Annotated in this window: 20 protein-coding genes; 17 read left to right on the forward strand and 3 right to left on the reverse strand. The window is 65.2% G+C overall.

Going from position 1 to position 14,851, the window contains the following annotated elements:
* Positions 1 to 4: 4 nt before the first annotated feature.
* The 17 genes from QTH90_RS20385 to QTH90_RS20465 all read left to right on the forward strand — a co-directional run bounded on the left by QTH90_RS20385 (position 5) and on the right by QTH90_RS20465 (position 13,384).
* Positions 5 to 442, forward strand: a complete 438-nt coding sequence (locus QTH90_RS20385; RefSeq protein ID WP_286666645.1) for an HIT family protein — start codon at positions 5 to 7, stop codon at positions 440 to 442.
* The gene (locus tag QTH90_RS20390) at positions 442 to 855 is read left to right on the forward strand and encodes a gamma-butyrobetaine hydroxylase family protein (RefSeq protein WP_286666392.1); all 414 of its coding nucleotides are present in this window, start codon (positions 442 to 444) and stop codon (positions 853 to 855) included. The genes QTH90_RS20385 and QTH90_RS20390 overlap by 1 nt, the downstream gene beginning before the upstream one ends.
* 69 nt (positions 856 to 924) lie before the next feature.
* The gene (gene ubiE, locus QTH90_RS20395; RefSeq protein ID WP_286666393.1) at positions 925 to 1,656 is read left to right on the forward strand and encodes a bifunctional demethylmenaquinone methyltransferase/2-methoxy-6-polyprenyl-1,4-benzoquinol methylase UbiE; all 732 of its coding nucleotides are present in this window, start codon (positions 925 to 927) and stop codon (positions 1,654 to 1,656) included.
* A 29-nt stretch (positions 1,657 to 1,685) separates the two neighbouring features.
* Entirely contained in the window at positions 1,686 to 2,720 is a 1,035-nt protein-coding gene (locus QTH90_RS20400) for a Tim44 domain-containing protein (RefSeq protein WP_286666394.1), read from the forward strand.
* Between the two features lie 44 nt (positions 2,721 to 2,764).
* Positions 2,765 to 3,319, forward strand: a complete 555-nt coding sequence (locus QTH90_RS20405; protein ID WP_286666395.1) for a ubiquinone biosynthesis accessory factor UbiJ — start codon at positions 2,765 to 2,767, stop codon at positions 3,317 to 3,319.
* Positions 3,316 to 4,881 (forward strand): ubiquinone biosynthesis regulatory protein kinase UbiB, encoded by a 1,566-nt coding sequence (ubiB, locus tag QTH90_RS20410; RefSeq protein WP_286569307.1) that lies wholly within the window; start codon positions 3,316 to 3,318, stop codon positions 4,879 to 4,881. The genes QTH90_RS20405 and ubiB overlap by 4 nt, the downstream gene beginning before the upstream one ends.
* Positions 4,882 to 4,896: 15 nt before the next feature.
* Positions 4,897 to 6,345 (forward strand): high affinity choline transporter 1, encoded by a 1,449-nt coding sequence (locus tag QTH90_RS20415; RefSeq protein ID WP_286666396.1) that lies wholly within the window; start codon positions 4,897 to 4,899, stop codon positions 6,343 to 6,345.
* Positions 6,346 to 6,430: 85 nt separating this feature from the next.
* Positions 6,431 to 6,769 carry an FmdB family zinc ribbon protein gene (locus QTH90_RS20420; RefSeq protein WP_286666397.1) on the forward strand — a complete coding sequence of 113 codons (339 nt, stop codon included), beginning with the start codon at positions 6,431 to 6,433 and terminating at the stop codon, positions 6,767 to 6,769.
* Between the two features lie 9 nt (positions 6,770 to 6,778).
* Positions 6,779 to 7,399 (forward strand): DUF502 domain-containing protein, encoded by a 621-nt coding sequence (locus QTH90_RS20425; protein ID WP_286666398.1) that lies wholly within the window; start codon positions 6,779 to 6,781, stop codon positions 7,397 to 7,399.
* 31 nt (positions 7,400 to 7,430) lie between these two features.
* Positions 7,431 to 9,236 carry an aspartate--tRNA ligase gene (gene aspS, locus QTH90_RS20430; RefSeq protein ID WP_286666399.1) on the forward strand — a complete coding sequence of 602 codons (1,806 nt, stop codon included), beginning with the start codon at positions 7,431 to 7,433 and terminating at the stop codon, positions 9,234 to 9,236.
* A 19-nt stretch (positions 9,237 to 9,255) separates the two neighbouring features.
* Positions 9,256 to 9,723: a dihydroneopterin triphosphate diphosphatase gene (gene nudB / locus QTH90_RS20435; RefSeq protein WP_286666400.1), complete on the forward strand. Its 468-nt coding sequence runs from the start codon at positions 9,256 to 9,258 to the stop codon at positions 9,721 to 9,723.
* Entirely contained in the window at positions 9,720 to 10,478 is a 759-nt protein-coding gene (locus tag QTH90_RS20440) for an endonuclease/exonuclease/phosphatase family protein (protein ID WP_286666401.1), read from the forward strand. The genes nudB and QTH90_RS20440 overlap by 4 nt, the downstream gene beginning before the upstream one ends.
* 70 nt (positions 10,479 to 10,548) lie before the next feature.
* The gene (folE, locus tag QTH90_RS20445; protein WP_286666402.1) at positions 10,549 to 11,280 is read left to right on the forward strand and encodes a GTP cyclohydrolase I; all 732 of its coding nucleotides are present in this window, start codon (positions 10,549 to 10,551) and stop codon (positions 11,278 to 11,280) included.
* Between the two features lie 6 nt (positions 11,281 to 11,286).
* Positions 11,287 to 11,709, forward strand: coding sequence for a BLUF domain-containing protein (locus QTH90_RS20450; protein ID WP_286666404.1), 423 nt, complete (start codon positions 11,287 to 11,289; stop codon positions 11,707 to 11,709).
* A gap of 72 nt (positions 11,710 to 11,781) precedes the next feature.
* Positions 11,782 to 12,549: a DUF429 domain-containing protein gene (locus QTH90_RS20455; RefSeq protein ID WP_286666405.1), complete on the forward strand. Its 768-nt coding sequence runs from the start codon at positions 11,782 to 11,784 to the stop codon at positions 12,547 to 12,549.
* Between the two features lie 120 nt (positions 12,550 to 12,669).
* Positions 12,670 to 12,867 (forward strand): CsbD family protein, encoded by a 198-nt coding sequence (locus QTH90_RS20460; protein WP_286666406.1) that lies wholly within the window; start codon positions 12,670 to 12,672, stop codon positions 12,865 to 12,867.
* Between the two features lie 61 nt (positions 12,868 to 12,928).
* Entirely contained in the window at positions 12,929 to 13,384 is a 456-nt protein-coding gene (locus QTH90_RS20465; RefSeq protein ID WP_286666407.1) for a BON domain-containing protein, read from the forward strand.
* A 72-nt stretch (positions 13,385 to 13,456) separates the two neighbouring features.
* Here the strand turns inward: QTH90_RS20465 and QTH90_RS20470 are convergent, their stop codons facing one another.
* The 3 genes from QTH90_RS20470 to QTH90_RS20480 are packed head-to-tail and all read right to left on the reverse strand — an operon-like array spanning position 13,457 to position 14,812.
* A complete protein-coding gene (locus QTH90_RS20470) occupies positions 13,457 to 13,999 on the reverse strand; it encodes a ferritin-like domain-containing protein (protein WP_286666408.1) in 543 nt (180 codons plus the stop codon).
* Positions 13,996 to 14,442, reverse strand: coding sequence for a hypothetical protein (locus QTH90_RS20475; RefSeq protein ID WP_286666409.1), 447 nt, complete (start codon positions 14,440 to 14,442; stop codon positions 13,996 to 13,998). The genes QTH90_RS20470 and QTH90_RS20475 overlap by 4 nt, the downstream gene beginning before the upstream one ends.
* Positions 14,432 to 14,812 (reverse strand): hypothetical protein, encoded by a 381-nt coding sequence (locus QTH90_RS20480; protein WP_286666410.1) that lies wholly within the window; start codon positions 14,810 to 14,812, stop codon positions 14,432 to 14,434. Before QTH90_RS20480 ends, QTH90_RS20475 begins: the two co-directional genes overlap by 11 nt.
* Positions 14,813 to 14,851 lie beyond the last annotated feature (39 nt).

Below are 14,851 nucleotides of genomic sequence, written 5' to 3' on the forward strand. Positions count from 1 at the left end.
GGACATGCGCGTCACGGGCTGCCCCCTGTGCGATGACCTCGGCGGCCGGTTGGTCTTCGACGCGGCGAAGCTGCGCGTGATCCATGCAGCAGAGGCGAACTTTCCTGCCTTCTATCGCGTCGTGTGGAAGGACCACGTGGCCGAATGGTCCGACCTGTCGCCCGAGGACCGCGCCCTTTGCATGGAGGCGGTGGCCGTGGTGGAGCAGGGCCTGCGCGAGGCATTGGCGCCCGCCAAGATCAATCTCGCCGCACTTGGCAACATGGTGCCGCATCTGCACTGGCATGTGATTGCTCGCTTCGACTGGGACACGCGCTTTCCGTCTCCCGTGTGGGCGTCGGCACAGCGCCAGCCCGACGCCGGGCGGGAAGCCTCGGTCGAGGCAAAGCTGCCGGCAATGGAGCGCGACATGATCCAGCGTCTGGCGACAAGGAGTTTCTGATGGCAGGTTTGAAATCGGGCGCACCGACGCCCCAGTCGATCACCTTGCACAGCCAATCGCGTGTGCTGGAGGTGGGCTTTTCCGATGGTGCGACCTTCCGCATTCCCTTCGAGCTGATGCGCATCTATTCGCCCTCGGCGGAAGTGCAGGGCCACGGACCGGGCCAGGAAGTGCTGCAGACCGGCAAGCGCAACGTCGGCCTGATCGACCTGCAACCGGTGGGCAACTACGCCGTGCAGCCGACTTTCAGCGATGGCCATGACAGCGGGATCTTCTCGTGGGACCTGCTGTACGAACTCGGCACTCGCCAGGAGGAACTCTGGGCCGAGTACGAGCAGCGCCTCGCTGCAGCGGGCGTGGACCGGGATGCCCCGATGCCCGAAAAGGGCGGGCACGCCTGCGGTAGCCATTGATCACGAAAGTCCGGTGTCCCTGCGGGGTCGTCGGCTTGATGCGAACGCTTCCGGCCTAACATCGGGAGCATGAGTACCACCCATTTCGGCTTTGAATCGGTCGACGAAAGCGACAAGGCCCGCCGCGTACGCGGTGTCTTCGACTCGGTAGCAACGCGCTACGACCTCATGAACGACCTCATGTCCATGGGGCTTCATCGCGCTTGGAAGGCCTACACGGTGATGGTCGCGAACGTGGGCGAGGGCTCGAAGGTGCTCGACATCGCCGGTGGCACGGGCGACCTGGCGCTCGCTTTCGCCAAGAAGGTCGGCAGCACCGGCGAGGTGGTCCACACCGACATCAACGAGGCCATGCTGCGCACAGGTCGTGACCGGCTGCTGGATGCCGGCGTTGCCTTGCCCACGCTGGTCTGCGACGCGGAAAAACTGCCCTTTCCGGACAACCATTTCGACGTGGTGACAGTCGCCTTCGGCCTGCGCAACATGACCCACAAGGACGCCGCGCTGAAGGAGATGAACCGCGTGCTGAAGCCACGCGGCAAGTTGCTCGTGCTTGAATTTTCCAAGGTCGCCAAGCCGCTGCAGAAGGCCTACGACTGGTATTCGTTCAGTGTGCTGCCACGCCTGGGCAAGGTGGTCGCTGGCGACGATGCCAGCTACCGCTATCTCGCCGAATCGATTCGCATGCATCCCACCCAGGAAGAACTCAAGACCCTGATGAAGGAGGGCGGTTTCGGGCATGTGGACTATCACAACATGACTGGCGGTGTTGTCGCCCTGCATGTTGGAATCAAGTGTTGAACAATTTTGTTTGCCGAAGAGGAGACGTCATGAAGAATTTCTGGTCCGTGATGCTGGTGTGTGCGCTGGCCATCGTGAGCATCGATGCCGACGCTGCCCGCATGGGCGGCGGAAAGTCGTTCGGCAAGCAGTCCGGTAACGTCACCCAGCGCCAGGCGACCCCGCCTGCCACAACGCCTGCCACGCCGGGCGCTCCCGCACAGAACGTCAACAACGCCGCGGCCAAGCCCGCGCCGGCCGCTGCCCCTGCAGCAGCCCCCAAGCGTCCGTGGGCCGGCATGCTGGGCGGTCTGGCCGCAGGCCTGGGCCTGGCATGGCTCGCACACTCGCTGGGTCTCGGCGCTGCCTTCGGCAACATCCTGCTGATCGGCTTGCTGGTGCTGGCAGCCGTGGTCGTTTGGCGCATCTTTGCGGCGCGTTCGCGCAACAGCGCTGCGCCACGGGCCGGCGGCTTCGCCTTCCAGGGCGCGGGCAACCCCGCAGACGCCACTGCGCCTGCGCAGTACAGCCCCAACAACGTGGGCAATGACGCGTCGGCCCGTCCTTGGGAACGCAATGCCGCCGCTTTCGACACGACGCCGGCGCACCCGCATCAGTCGGGCTCGTCGATGGCAGGCGCAGCCGCCGCGGGTGGCAGCATCATCGGCTCGGCGCTGGCCGGATCGCAAAGCTGGGGCATCCCCGCCGGCTTCGATACGGATGGCTTCCTGACGGCAGCCAAGCGCAATTTCGTGACGCTGCAGGACGCCTGGGACCGTGCCGACATCGGCATGCTGCGCTCGATGATGACCGACGGCATGGTCGGCGAGATCCGCCAGCAACTGGCCGAGCGCGAGAACCACACCGGCGGCCAGCCGAACAAGACCGAGGTCGTGATGCTCGACGCCAAGCTGCTGGGCATCGAGGAGCTTCCGGACGCCTACCTGGCCAGCGTGGAATTCTCCGGAATGATCCGCGAGGACGTCTCATCCGGCCCGAGCCCGTTCCGTGAAGTGTGGAACATGACCAAGCCGACCAGCGGTTCCAGTGGCTGGCTGGTCGCCGGAGTGCAGGCACTTCAGTAAGCGCTCGGCGATTCGATCGGGTCGCAAGCCCGGATAATGGGGACATGGTTACACCATCGTCCCCATTTTCATTTCTCGACGACCTGTTCAATCGCGTCGGCAGCCGCCTCCAGCCGCCGGCCTGGGCGGTTCACGAGATCCAGCACCGCACGGTGCTCTTCCTGAACCATGTGCTCCAACAGGAGCCCGAGGCACAGCAGCGCCTCATGCGCCAGCAAGGCCGCGTGGTGCAGTTCGAGTGGCGCTTCGTGACGATGAAGTTCGTCGCCACGCCGGCCGGCCTGCTCGACCTGGCGCCCGAAGGCGCCACGGCAGAACTCACGCTGACCGTGACCGAGGAGTCTCCCTTCGGCCTCGCACGCGCGGCATTCCGGGGCGAGAAGCCCGCCGTGCGCATCGAGGGTGACGTTCAGCTTGCGGCAGAGGTCAACTGGCTGGTCGACCATGTGCGCTGGGATGTGGAGGACGACCTTGCGCGCGCCATCGGCGATGTGCCCGCGCACACGATCGCGACGGGCGCCCGCCGCGTGGTGGAAGCGCTGCGGCACTTTGTCGGCGAGCGCTCCGGCAAGGCCGGCGGGCCTGCGGGCACCGAATGAGCCGCGTCTATCGCGGCATCTTCATCGTCTGGGTCGCGCTTCGCTACGGCCTCGACGAACTCGTCCTCACCAGCTTCCAGAAGCCGTGGCTGCGCGTGGTGGCCCGCATCGTCTCGGTGGGCCGCAAGCTCGACGCGCCGCGCGGCCAGCGCCTGCGCGAGGCGCTGGAGCGGCTGGGGCCGATCTTCGTCAAGTTCGGACAGGTGCTGTCGACCCGGCGCGACCTGCTGCCGGCCGACATCGCCGACGAGTTGGCGTGGCTGCAGGATCGCGTTCCTCCGTTTCCGTCGAAGGTGGCGATTGCCACCATCGAGCGCGCATTCCGCCGGCCGGTCAGCGACATCTTCGTGCAGTTCGACGAGACGCCGGTGGCGAGCGCGTCGATCGCGCAGGTGCATTTCGCGACCGTGCGCGTGAGCAACGGAACGGTGCGCGAGGCAGCGGTCAAGGTGCTGCGGCCGGGCATGCGTGACGTGATCGAGAAGGACCTTGCGCTCATGGCCATGATGGCCGGCTGGGTCGAGAACCTCTCGGCCGACGGCAAGCGCCTGAAGCCGCGCGAGGTGGTCGCCGAGTTCGACAAGTACCTCCACGACGAGCTCGATCTGGTGCGTGAGGCGGCCAATGCGGCGCAGCTGCGTCGCAACATGGAGCCGCTCAAGCTGGTGATGATCCCCGAGATGTTCTGGGACTTCTGCCATCCGGAGGTGATCGTGATGGAGCGCATGAAGGGTGTGCCGATCGCGCAGCTCGATCGCCTGCGCGCCGCCGGCGTCGACATCCCGAAGCTGGCGCGCGACGGCGTCACCATCTTCTTCACGCAGGTGTTCCGCGACGGCTTCTTCCACGCCGACATGCATCCGGGCAATATCCAGGTGAGCCTGGCGCCGGAGACCTTCGGGCGCTATGTATCGCTCGATTTCGGCATCATCGGCACGCTGACCGAGTCCGACAAGGAATACCTCGCGCAGAACTTCGTGGCCTTCTTCCGGCGTGACTACAAGCGCGTCGCCGAGCTGCACCTCGAAAGCGGTTGGGTGCCGATCGGCACCCGCATCGACGAACTCGAGGCCGCGATCCGGACGGTGTGCGAGCCGTACTTCGACCGGCCGCTCAAGGAGATCTCGCTGGGCATGGTGCTCATGCGCCTGTTCCAGACCTCCCGCCGCTTCCACGTCGAGATCCAGCCGCAGCTCGTGCTGCTTCAGAAGACCCTGCTCAACATCGAGGGCCTGGGGCGCCAGCTTGACCCCGAACTCGACCTCTGGAACACCGCCAAGCCCTTCCTTGAAAAGTGGATGAGCGAGCAGATCGGCCCTCGCAAGCTCTTCGAGCAACTGCGCGCCGAGGCGCCGCGCTACGCCAAATTGCTGCCGCAGCTGCCGCGGCTCATGCACGATTTCCTGGAAAATCGGCCCGCGGACCACCGCCGCGAACTGATGGAGCTTCTGGCTGCTCAGAAGCGTACGAACCGTCTCCTGCAGGCGATCATCTACGGTGGCATAGGTTTTGTATTGGGGTTGATCGCGATGCAGGTGCTGGTGCGCGTGCGTCTTTTCTGATTTGGAGAATTTGCCGTGCTGTTGACCCTGGTCATCATCTACCTGCTCGTCACCATCGCGATCGGCCTGTATGCGGCCAAGCGCGTCAAGAACACCACCGACTTCGCGATCGCAGGGCGCCACCTGCCCCTGTACATGATCGTGACCACCACCTTCGCGACGTGGTTCGGCTCCGAGACCGTGCTCGGCATCCCGGCCAAGTTCATCGAAGGCGGCCTGAACGGCGTGATCGAGGATCCCTTCGGCGCCGGCACCTGCCTGATCCTGGTCGGCCTGTTCTTCGCGGGCAAGCTGTACCGCATGACGCTGCTGACCATCAGCGACTACTACCGCGAGCGTTTCGGCCGCACCATCGAGATCGCCTGCTCGCTGATCATCATGCTCAGCTACCTCGGCTGGGTATCGGCCCAGGTCACGGCGCTGGGGCTGGTGTTCAACGTGCTGTCGGGCGGCGCGATCAGCGTTTCGCTGGGCATGGTGATCGGGGTCGTCTCGATCCTGGCCTACACGCTCTTCGGCGGCATGTGGTCGGTTGCGGTGACGGACTTCATCCAGATGATCATCCTGGTGCTCGGCCTCGCGGTGATCGCCGTCTTCGCCGGCAACATGGCCGGCGGCGCCGACAAGGTGGTGGCCTTCGCGGTCAGCAAGGATCTGTTCAAGTTCTGGCCGGAGCCGAACCTGAAGGACATGGTCTTCTTCTTCGCCGCGGCCATCACCATGATGCTGGGCTCGATCCCGCAGCAGGACGTGTTCCAGCGCGTGATGTCTGCCAACAGCGTCAAGTCCGCGACGCGCGGGCCGGTCATCGGCGGCGTCGCCTACATCCTGTTCGCCTTCGTGCCGATGTTCCTGGTGGCGAGCGCGCTGCTCATCATGCCGGAGGAAACCGCCACCCTGCTCAAGGACGACCCGCAGAAGGTCCTGCCGACGTTGGTGCTGGAGAAGATGCCCTTCGTGATGCAGGTGCTGTTCTTCGGCGCGCTGCTGTCGGCCATCAAGTCCACGGCTTCCGCGACGCTGCTCGCGCCAAGCGTGACCTTCACCGAGAACATCTGGCGGCAGTTCCGGCCGGCGGGCAGCGACAAGGCCAACCTGATGACCATGCGCATCACGGTGCTGCTGTTCAGCGCGGCGGTGCTGACCTACGCGATCCGGATGCAGGGCACCCCGATCTATGAACTGGTCTCCGGCGCCTACCAGGTGCCGCTGGTGGGCGCTTTCGTGCCGCTGGTGTGCGGCCTGTACTGGCAGCGCGCCACCACGCAGGGCGCGGTGGCGGCGGTGGTGCTCGGCATCGGCGTCTGGCTGCTGTTCCTCGGCATGCCGTGGGGCAAGGAGTTCCCGGCCCAGCTCGCAGGCCTGCTGGCGTCGTTCGGCGGGATGGTGGCCGGGTCGCTGGCGCCGCAGTGGGTGTCGAACACGCGCACGCCGCACCGCCCGCTGGCCGTCGATCCGGCCTGATCCGCGCGGGAGGGCGGCCAGAGGGCGCCCTTATAATCGAGGGCTTTGCGAGCGGCCGCCGGCCGCCCATTTCGCCCCCCAATCCATGCCTATCTACGCCTACAAGTGCAGCGCCTGCGGCTTTGCCAAGGACGTGCTGCAGAAAATGTCCGACGCTCCTCTTTCGGAGTGCCCGGCTTGCGGCGCGAGTGCGTTCAGCAAGCAACTCACCGCCGCCGGCTTCCAGCTCAAGGGGTCCGGCTGGTACGTGACCGATTTCCGCGACGGCGGAGGCAAGAAGGGCGGCGACAGCGCCGGGGCGAGCGCCAGCCCAGCCGCGCCAGCGGAAGGTGCTGCCACCAAGGCCGCCGATGCGCCAGCGAGCGCGCCCTCGCCGGCGCCTGCGCCGGCGCCCGCTGCGGCCCCCACATCCAGCAGCGACTGAGATCCCGCCATGCTCGCGCTGCGCAAATGGCTGCTGTCCGGCTTGCTGGTCATCGTTCCGCTGGTCATCACGCTGGGCGTGCTGAACTGGATCATCGGCACGCTGGACCAGACGCTGTGGCTGCTGCCCGAGGACTGGCAGCAGTACCTCACCGAACACAAGGTGCGCGGGCTCGGCGTTCTGCTGACGCTGGCCATCCTGCTGTCGGTCGGCGCCATCGCCAGCAACTTTGTCGGCAAGCGCCTGCTCGGCTGGGGTGATGCGGTGGTCCGCCGGATTCCGGTGGTTCGCTCGATCTACTCCAGCGTCAAGCAGGTCTCCGACACGCTTTTCTCCGAGAACGGCAACGCGTTCCGCACCGCGGTGCTGGTCCAGTGGCCGCGTGAAGACGTCTGGACCATTGCCTTCGTGACCGGCACGCCTGGTCATGAAGTCCTGGCCCACCTCGGCGGCGGCGACTATCTCGGCGTCTACGTGCCGACCACGCCCAATCCCACGGGCGGCTATTTCGTGATGCTCAAGCGCAGCGACTGCATCGAACTCAAGATGAGCGTGGACGACGCGCTCAAGTACATCGTCTCGATGGGGGTTGTCGTTCCTGGCGGCCCCGCAACGATCGCGATCAAATAATCACGCGCCACCCCGGCGCCGGAATTCACCTATGCCCATGCGTTCAATCTATTGCGGTCTCGTGACCGAAGCCCTCCTGGGCCAAACCGTCACCCTTTGCGGCTGGGTCAATCGCCGGCGCGACCATGGGGGCGTGATCTTCATCGACCTGCGCGATCGCGAGGGCTACGTCCAGGTCGTGTGCGACCCGGATCGTGCCGCGACGTTCGCGGCGGCCGAAGGCCTGCGCAACGAGTTCTGCGTGCAGATCACCGGTCTGGTGCGCGCGCGGCCGGAAGGCACCGTCAATGGCAACCTCAAGAGCGGCAAGATCGAAGTGCTCTGCCACGAGATGAAGGTGCTGAACCCTTCCGTGACGCCGCCGTTCCTTCTGGACGACGACAACCTGTCGGAAACCACCCGCCTCACGCACCGCGTGCTGGACCTGCGCCGCCCCGTGATGCAGCGCAACATGATGCTGCGCTACAAGGTCACGATGGAGGCCCGCAAGTTCCTCGATGCCAACGGCTTCATCGACATCGAGACGCCCATGCTGGGCAAGTCCACGCCTGAAGGCGCGCGCGACTACCTGGTGCCGAGCCGCGTGCACGACGGCAGCTTCTTCGCGCTCCCGCAATCGCCGCAGCTTTTCAAGCAGTTGCTGATGGTGGCCGGCTACGACCGCTACTACCAGATCGTCAAGTGCTTCCGCGACGAAGACCTGCGCGCCGACCGCCAGCCGGAGTTCACGCAGATCGACATCGAGACCTCGTTCATGGCCGAGGAAGAGATCCGCGAGATGTTCGAGGGAATGATCCGCAAGGTCTTCCGCGCGGCTGCCGAGGTCGAACTACCGCCGTTCCCCGTGATGAGCTACGGCGACGCGATGTTCAAGTACGGCTCGGACAAGCCCGACCTGCGCGTCAAGCTGGAGTTCACCGAACTCACCGATGTGATGCGCAATGTCGAGTTCAAGGTGTTCGCCCAGGCGGCCAGCACGCCCGGCGGCCGTGTCGTGGCGCTGCGCGTGCCTGGTGGCGGCGGTGAAGGCGGCATGTCGCGCGGCGACATCGACGCCTACACCGAGTTCGTCAAGATCTACGGCGCCAAGGGCCTGGCCTACATCAAGGTCAACGACGCGGAGCAAGGTCGCGAAGGCCTGCAGAGCCCGATCGTCAAGAACCTCAACGACGCATCCTTGGCCGAGATCATCGCGCGCACCGGCGCGCGCAATGGCGACATCGTGTTCTTCGGTGCCGACAAGGAAAAGGTCGTCAACGACGCCATCGGCGCGCTGCGCGTGAAGATCGGCCACAGCGCCTTCGGCAAGAAGAACGGCCTGTTCGAAGACCGCTGGGCGCCGCTGTGGGTGGTCGACTTCCCAATGTTCGAGTTCGACGAGGAAGGCCAGCGCTGGTCCGCGGTGCACCACCCGTTCACCGCACCGAAGGACGGCCATGAAGACCTCATGGACACGGCCCCCGAGAAGTGCATCGCCAAGGCCTACGACATGGTGCTCAACGGCATCGAGATGGGCGGCGGCTCGGTGCGTATCCACCGCGAGGAAGTGCAGAGCAAGGTGTTCCGCGCGCTGAAGATCAGTGCCGAGGATGCACAGAACAAGTTCGGCTTCCTGCTGGATGCGCTGCAGTACGGCGCGCCCCCGCATGGCGGCATCGCGATCGGCCTCGACCGCCTGGTGATGCTGCTGAGCGGCGCGGAATCGATTCGCGACGTGATCGCCTTCCCCAAGACCCAGCGCGCGCAGGACTTGCTGACGCAGGCACCGAGCCCGGTCGACGAGAAGCAACTGCGCGAGCTGCACATCAAGCTGCGCAACACGCAACCGGCGGCGTGATCGGGCAGGGGCCGCCAGCATGAGCGAGCGCCCCTGGAAAATTCCCGAGTCGGTGCTGGTCGTGATCCACACGCCGGCGCTCGACGTGCTGCTGATCCAACGCGCCGACGCCGACGACTTCTGGCAATCGGTCACCGGCAGCAAGGACGCGGCGGACGAGCCGCTGAGCCTTACCGCCGCGCGCGAGGTCCAGGAGGAAACAGGGATCCTCTGCGGCGAGGGCAGCGAGCTCGGCCCACGGCTGGTCGACTGGCAGCTGCAGAACATCTACGAGATCTACCCTCGCTGGCGCGCCCGCTATGCGCCCGGCGTCACCCACAACACGGAGCATTTGTTCGGCCTGTGCGTGCCGGAGCGAGTGACGCCGCGGCTGGACCCACGCGAACACACCGCGTGGCAATGGCTGCCGTACCGGGCCGCGGCGGACGCCTGTTTTTCGCCGTCGAACGCCGAAGCGATCCTGCTCCTGCCACAATTTGTGCAATGAATTCGCCGGCGAACAGCTTTCGGGTGGCCACCTACAACATCCACAAGGGTGTGCAAGGCATCGGGCCGGCGCGGCGCCTCGAGATACACAACCTCGGCCACGCCATCGAGCAGCTCGATGCGGACATCGTGTGCCTGCAGGAGGTGCGCAAGATGAACCGCCAGGCGGCGGCCCGCTTCCGGCACTGGCCCGAGTTGCCGCAGGCGGATTTCCTCGCGCCCGAGGGCTACACCGCGGTCTACGAGACGAACGCCATCACCAAGCACGGTGAGCATGGCAATGCGCTGCTCACCCGCTGGCCGGTGCTGCGCAAGACCCACCAGGACATCTCGGACCACCGCTTCGAACAGCGCGGACTCCTGCACGTGGCGATCGACCTCGACGGCACGCCCGTCCACGCCATCGTGGTGCACCTGGGCTTGATCAAGGGCAGTCGCGTCCGCCAGGTCGCCCAACTGCGCGAATTCATCGAGCGCGAGATTCCGCCCGGGGAGGCGCTGATCGTCGCCGGGGACTTCAACGACTGGGGCGCGCGGATGCGCTACGCGATGAACGCCATGGGCATGCGCGATTCCAGCGACCTGCGCGGGCCGCGTACCCTGACCTATCCCTCGCGCTTACCGGTCGCGCAGCTCGACTTCATCTACGGCCGGCAGCTGGAGCTGCTCGCATGCTCCGTGCCGCGCGGGCCGATCTGGGCCCGCATGTCCGATCACCTGCCGCTGGTGACCGACTTTTCGCTATCAAAACAATAGCAATACGACGAGGCGGGTAGGGCGCTGTAGGGGCAATCGCCTTCCATCCATTCGCTGTTAGGATGCGCTAATGCTTAGGACTATCGACGCCGCGAGGCGCCCCGCGGAAGGGGCTGAAGACGAGGGCACACCCGTGTCCGTGAAGATTCGGGAGCGCCTGCTCGCCGCCCGCAAGCGCTTCAACGCCAACGACAACATCGCCGAGTTCATCGAGCCCGGCGAACTCGAGCATCTGCTCGACGAAGTCGAAGGCAAGATGAAGCACGTGCTCGAAAGCCTGGTGATCGATCTCGACAACGACCACAACACGGGCAACACGGCGCGCCGGGTTGCCAAGATGTACCTCAACGAGGTGTTCAAGGGCCGCTATGTGGCGCAGCCTTCCCTCACCGAATTCCCGAACGCAGAGCATCTCAACGAGCTGATGATCGTCGGCCCGATCACCGTGCGCAGCGCCTGCTCGCACCACTTCTGCCCGATCATCGGCAAGCTCTGGATCGGCGTGATGCCCAATGAGAAGACCAACGTCATCGGCCTGTCGAAGTACGCGCGGCTGGCCGAGTGGGTCATGGGCCGCCCACAGATCCAGGAAGAAGCCGTTGTTCAGCTGGCCGACCTGATCCAGGAAAAGACGCAACCCGACGGTTTGGCCCTGGTGGTCGAGGCGGAGCACTTCTGCATGCAGTGGCGCGGCGTCAAGGAGATGGACAGCAAGATGATCAATTCGGTGATGCGTGGCGTCTTCCTGAAGGACCCCAACCTTCGCCGCGAATTCCTTTCCCTTCTTCCACGCAAGCGCTGAATCATCATGCTCGTACGCCTTCTCTACGCCAGCCGCGCCGTGGACACGAGCCCAGGCGCCATCGAGGCCATCCTCGCGCAATCGCGCTCGCACAATACCGCTTGCGGCATCACCGGCATTCTTTGCTATGGGGCGGGCGTGTTCCTGCAGGCCATCGAAGGCGGCCGGATGGCGATCAGCGAGCTGTACGGCCACATCCAGAAAGACCCCCGGCACAAGGACGTGGTGCTGCTGCACTACGAGGAAATCTCGGAGCGCCGCTTCGGCGGTTGGACGATGGGGCAGGTCAACCTGTCGAAGCTCAATGCGTCGACCTTGCTCAAGTACTCGGAGCGGCCGGAACTCGATCCGTACTCGGTGTCGGGCGCGGTCTCGCTCGCGCTGCTGGAAGAGTTGATGGCGACTGCCGCCATCGTCGGTCGACACTGATCCACCATCCTCCGGGTGTTGCTGCTCGGCTGTGATTTTTCGAGCGCGCCGACAGCGCGCAAGCCGATCGTGATGGCGCTCGGTACCGCAGAGGCGGAGCGGGTCACCCTGTCAGGCTTCGAGTGCTTCGATTCGCTTGACGACTGGGGTCGATGGCTTGGCGCTTCACCGGAATGGGTCGGCGCATTCGACTTCCCCTTCGGATTGCCGCGCGAACTGGTCGAACACCTGTGCTGGCCGCTGCAATGGCACGCACTCATCGCGCACTACGCCGGCCTCGGCCGCGCCGAGATTCGTCAAACCTTTGCTGCCTTCTGCGCCGCGCGGCCCGTCGGCGGCAAGTTCGCGCACCGGGCCACGGACGGTCCTGCGGGCTCCAGCCCGTCGATGAAGTGGGTCAATCCACCCGTCGCCTTCATGCTGCACGCCGGCGTGCCACGGCTGCTGGAAGCGGGCGCGGTGCTGCCGGGATTGCACAGGCCTGCGCACGGCGGTGCGCGCATCGCGCTGGAGGGCTATCCGGGCCTCCTCGCGCGTGAGTTGATCGCGCGGCGCAGCTACAAGAGCGACGATCCCGGCGCGCAGACCGAGGCGCGCCGGCAGGCAAGGGTCGATCTCGTCGAGGCAATGGAAAAAGGCTCCGCCCGCCTGGGCGTTCGACTCGTCCTGAACAAGTCCATGCGGGAGCGCCTGCTCACCGATGCCAAGGGCGATTGCATCGATGCGGCGCTCTGCCTGCTCCAGGCCGCCTGGGCGGCGGCGCGCAGCGCGAGTGTCGGCACCGGCTACGGTCTTCCAGCGGAAATCGACCCGCTCGAGGGCTGGATCGTGACAGCCTGACTTCCCCGAGTCCTACAGCAGGTTGAGCCCATGCCGGAGGCCACCGGCAGGATGCCCTCGCTAGATTGAATCCAGTGGTTCGGGCGAACCACCACTCACCAACTTTGCGAAGGAATTGTTATGAACAAGGATCAAGTGGCAGGCCGTGTCGAAGAGGCCAAGGGCAAGGTGAAGGAAGTCGCCGGGAAGGTCACCGGAAGCGAAAAGCTCCAGACCGAAGGCGTGGTCGACCAGGCCGCGGGCAAGGTCCAGAAGACCTATGGCGACGTCAAGGAACAGGCCAAGGACGCCATCAAGCGCGACGCCGACAAGCTGTGACACACCGGCCTTGCGCATGGATGGCGCAAGGCCCTTTCATCGAACGACCGGAGGTTCCCTCATGACTCATCTCAACCCCATTTCCAGACACTCGCGCCATTGGCTGGCACTGATGCTTGCGAGCGGCGTGCTCGCGTTGACCGCCTGCGGCGACAAGGCCAGCAACCAGACGGCGGGCCAGAAGGTGGATTCGGCGATTGCCAAGACTGAACAGGCGGGCGCGGATGCCAAGGCCAAGTCGGAATCCGCTGCGGCATCGACCAAGGAGTCGGTGAAGGATGCGGGCGCCAGCGTCGCTGCCGCCGTGGACGACGCGACCATCACGGCTGCCGTGTCGACCGGACTTGCCAAGGATCCGGACTTGAGCGCCATCAAGATCGACGTCGACACCAAGGGCGGTACGGTGAGCCTGAGCGGTCCGGCGCCCAATGCGGCTGCCAAGGCACGTGCGGAAGAGATTGCCAAGTCCGTGAAGGGCGTAAGCGCAGTCAATAACAATCTGGAAGTCAAGATGTAAGTCCGCTGCCGGACCTCACGCATGAAAAAGCCCGGGACTCCCGGGCTTTTTCATGCGTCCTTCGACGCGTCGTCAATCGAGCCAATCCTTCAGTTCGTCGGCGTGCTCTTCCTCGTCGGCGAGGATTTCTTCCAGCATTCGTCGGGTAGTCGGATCCTTGTCGCCGATGAGCGAAATCATCTGGCGATAGGACTCGATGGCGATTCGTTCGGCGACGAGGTTGGCGCGAACCATGGCTTGCAAGTCCAGCGATGCGTCATAGTCGGCATGGCTGCGATCCAACAGGGTCTTGGGATTGAAATCCGGCTCACCGCCGAGTTGGACGATGCGTTCGGCGATCTTGTCCCCGTGCGCCGACTCCTCATTGGCGTGAACGAGAAATTCCTCGGCGATCTTCGGCGAAGCCTCTCCGCTGGCGGTGAAGTAGTGGCGCTTGTAGCGCAAGACGCAGACCAGCTCGGTTGCGAGTGCGTCGTTGAGCAGCTTGACGATGTCGTCCCGCCACGGGCCGTAGCTCGGTGTGACGGCGCCTTCGTCCAGGCTCTTCGATGCCGCATCGATGGCGGCCTGGTCGAGAACCAGATGTTCGGGGCGTTCTTTGACGGCGGAGTTCATGGAGGATCCTTTCGTGGGGTTGCGTTTTTCTGCATCAGCGTGTTCACCAGGTCAGCCATGTCCGATGTCTTGAGGACGGCGGCCAGCACTGCAGTGATGGACAGCAGGCGCCATGGCTTGACCAGCACCAGCAGCGCGCCAGTGGCTGCCGCCGCTGCCACGAGCTTTGCGGGCTCTTCGCGCGCGTAGCGCTCGAGCAACGGCCGCGCGACCTGGGTGACGGCATTGGCCGGATGCCTTCGCCACCAGCGCCGCACCACGTTCTGCGCCAGCGCACCCCAGGCAAACCGACTGGATGGCGCAACACGGTGTGGGCGAGGGAGGTCCAGGGAGGGGGGCTCATCCGGTGCGCGGCGACGGTCGCCTTGCAACTGCGACACCAGGGCCCTGCGGGAAATTGCCAAGCGCTCTTGCGGCGAAAGCGAATCGAGTTCAGCCGCCATGGTTTTCTCCGGCAACGTGGAGTGCGCGAACGTCAGCGTCTATCTGCGCCCGAAGATCCGCGAAGGCATGGAACTCCTGTGGCCGTGATGCCACGTAGGCCGACACCAATGCGATCAGGACCGCAACGCCGGGCACCACGGCGAGAACCCAGTGAAAGCTGCCGTGCAGTACGCCAAGCATCACGGCGACGCCGATCAGGCCCAGCGCCAGCATCGCACTGACCGCTGCCAGCACGCCGGCGATCAGTCGCGCGATCAGGCTGCGGCTCGCTTCGTGCGTCTCCTGCCGCACGAGCGCGCCGTAGTTGGCCATGTGATCGGCGATCAGCTCGGGATGCCCGAGCACCGTGGAGTAAATGGGATGAAGCATGCTGCTACAAGGTGCTGTGGGCTGGGCTCGCCAGAGCCG

Origin of the sequence: Variovorax flavidus (assembly GCF_030317145.1) — a bacterium.
GTDB lineage: Bacteria > Pseudomonadota > Gammaproteobacteria > Burkholderiales > Burkholderiaceae_C > Variovorax > Variovorax flavidus.

What these genes read in the sequence shown, in the direction of transcription:
- QTH90_RS20475 (WP_286666409.1), bottom strand. Translation starts at nt 14,442, where the DNA reads ATGGCGGCTGAACTCGATTCGCTTTCGCCGCAAGAGCGCTTGGCAATT.
- folE (WP_286666402.1), top strand. Translation starts at nt 10,549, where the DNA reads ATGCTTAGGACTATCGACGCCGCGAGGCGCCCCGCGGAAGGGGCTGAA.
- QTH90_RS20405 (WP_286666395.1), top strand. Translation starts at nt 2,765, where the DNA reads ATGGTTACACCATCGTCCCCATTTTCATTTCTCGACGACCTGTTCAAT.
- nudB (WP_286666400.1), top strand. Translation starts at nt 9,256, where the DNA reads ATGAGCGAGCGCCCCTGGAAAATTCCCGAGTCGGTGCTGGTCGTGATC.
- QTH90_RS20400 (WP_286666394.1), top strand. Translation starts at nt 1,686, where the DNA reads ATGAAGAATTTCTGGTCCGTGATGCTGGTGTGTGCGCTGGCCATCGTG.
- QTH90_RS20450 (WP_286666404.1), top strand. Translation starts at nt 11,287, where the DNA reads ATGCTCGTACGCCTTCTCTACGCCAGCCGCGCCGTGGACACGAGCCCA.
- ubiE (WP_286666393.1), top strand. Translation starts at nt 925, where the DNA reads ATGAGTACCACCCATTTCGGCTTTGAATCGGTCGACGAAAGCGACAAG.
- QTH90_RS20455 (WP_286666405.1), top strand. Translation starts at nt 11,782, where the DNA reads ATGGCGCTCGGTACCGCAGAGGCGGAGCGGGTCACCCTGTCAGGCTTC.
- QTH90_RS20440 (WP_286666401.1), top strand. Translation starts at nt 9,720, where the DNA reads ATGAATTCGCCGGCGAACAGCTTTCGGGTGGCCACCTACAACATCCAC.
- QTH90_RS20390 (WP_286666392.1), top strand. Translation starts at nt 442, where the DNA reads ATGGCAGGTTTGAAATCGGGCGCACCGACGCCCCAGTCGATCACCTTG.
- QTH90_RS20425 (WP_286666398.1), top strand. Translation starts at nt 6,779, where the DNA reads ATGCTCGCGCTGCGCAAATGGCTGCTGTCCGGCTTGCTGGTCATCGTT.
- QTH90_RS20470 (WP_286666408.1), bottom strand. Translation starts at nt 13,999, where the DNA reads ATGAACTCCGCCGTCAAAGAACGCCCCGAACATCTGGTTCTCGACCAG.
- QTH90_RS20420 (WP_286666397.1), top strand. Translation starts at nt 6,431, where the DNA reads ATGCCTATCTACGCCTACAAGTGCAGCGCCTGCGGCTTTGCCAAGGAC.
- QTH90_RS20385 (WP_286666645.1), top strand. Translation starts at nt 5, where the DNA reads ATGCGCGTCACGGGCTGCCCCCTGTGCGATGACCTCGGCGGCCGGTTG.
- ubiB (WP_286569307.1), top strand. Translation starts at nt 3,316, where the DNA reads ATGAGCCGCGTCTATCGCGGCATCTTCATCGTCTGGGTCGCGCTTCGC.
- QTH90_RS20465 (WP_286666407.1), top strand. Translation starts at nt 12,929, where the DNA reads ATGACTCATCTCAACCCCATTTCCAGACACTCGCGCCATTGGCTGGCA.
- QTH90_RS20480 (WP_286666410.1), bottom strand. Translation starts at nt 14,812, where the DNA reads ATGCTTCATCCCATTTACTCCACGGTGCTCGGGCATCCCGAGCTGATC.
- QTH90_RS20460 (WP_286666406.1), top strand. Translation starts at nt 12,670, where the DNA reads ATGAACAAGGATCAAGTGGCAGGCCGTGTCGAAGAGGCCAAGGGCAAG.
- aspS (WP_286666399.1), top strand. Translation starts at nt 7,431, where the DNA reads ATGCCCATGCGTTCAATCTATTGCGGTCTCGTGACCGAAGCCCTCCTG.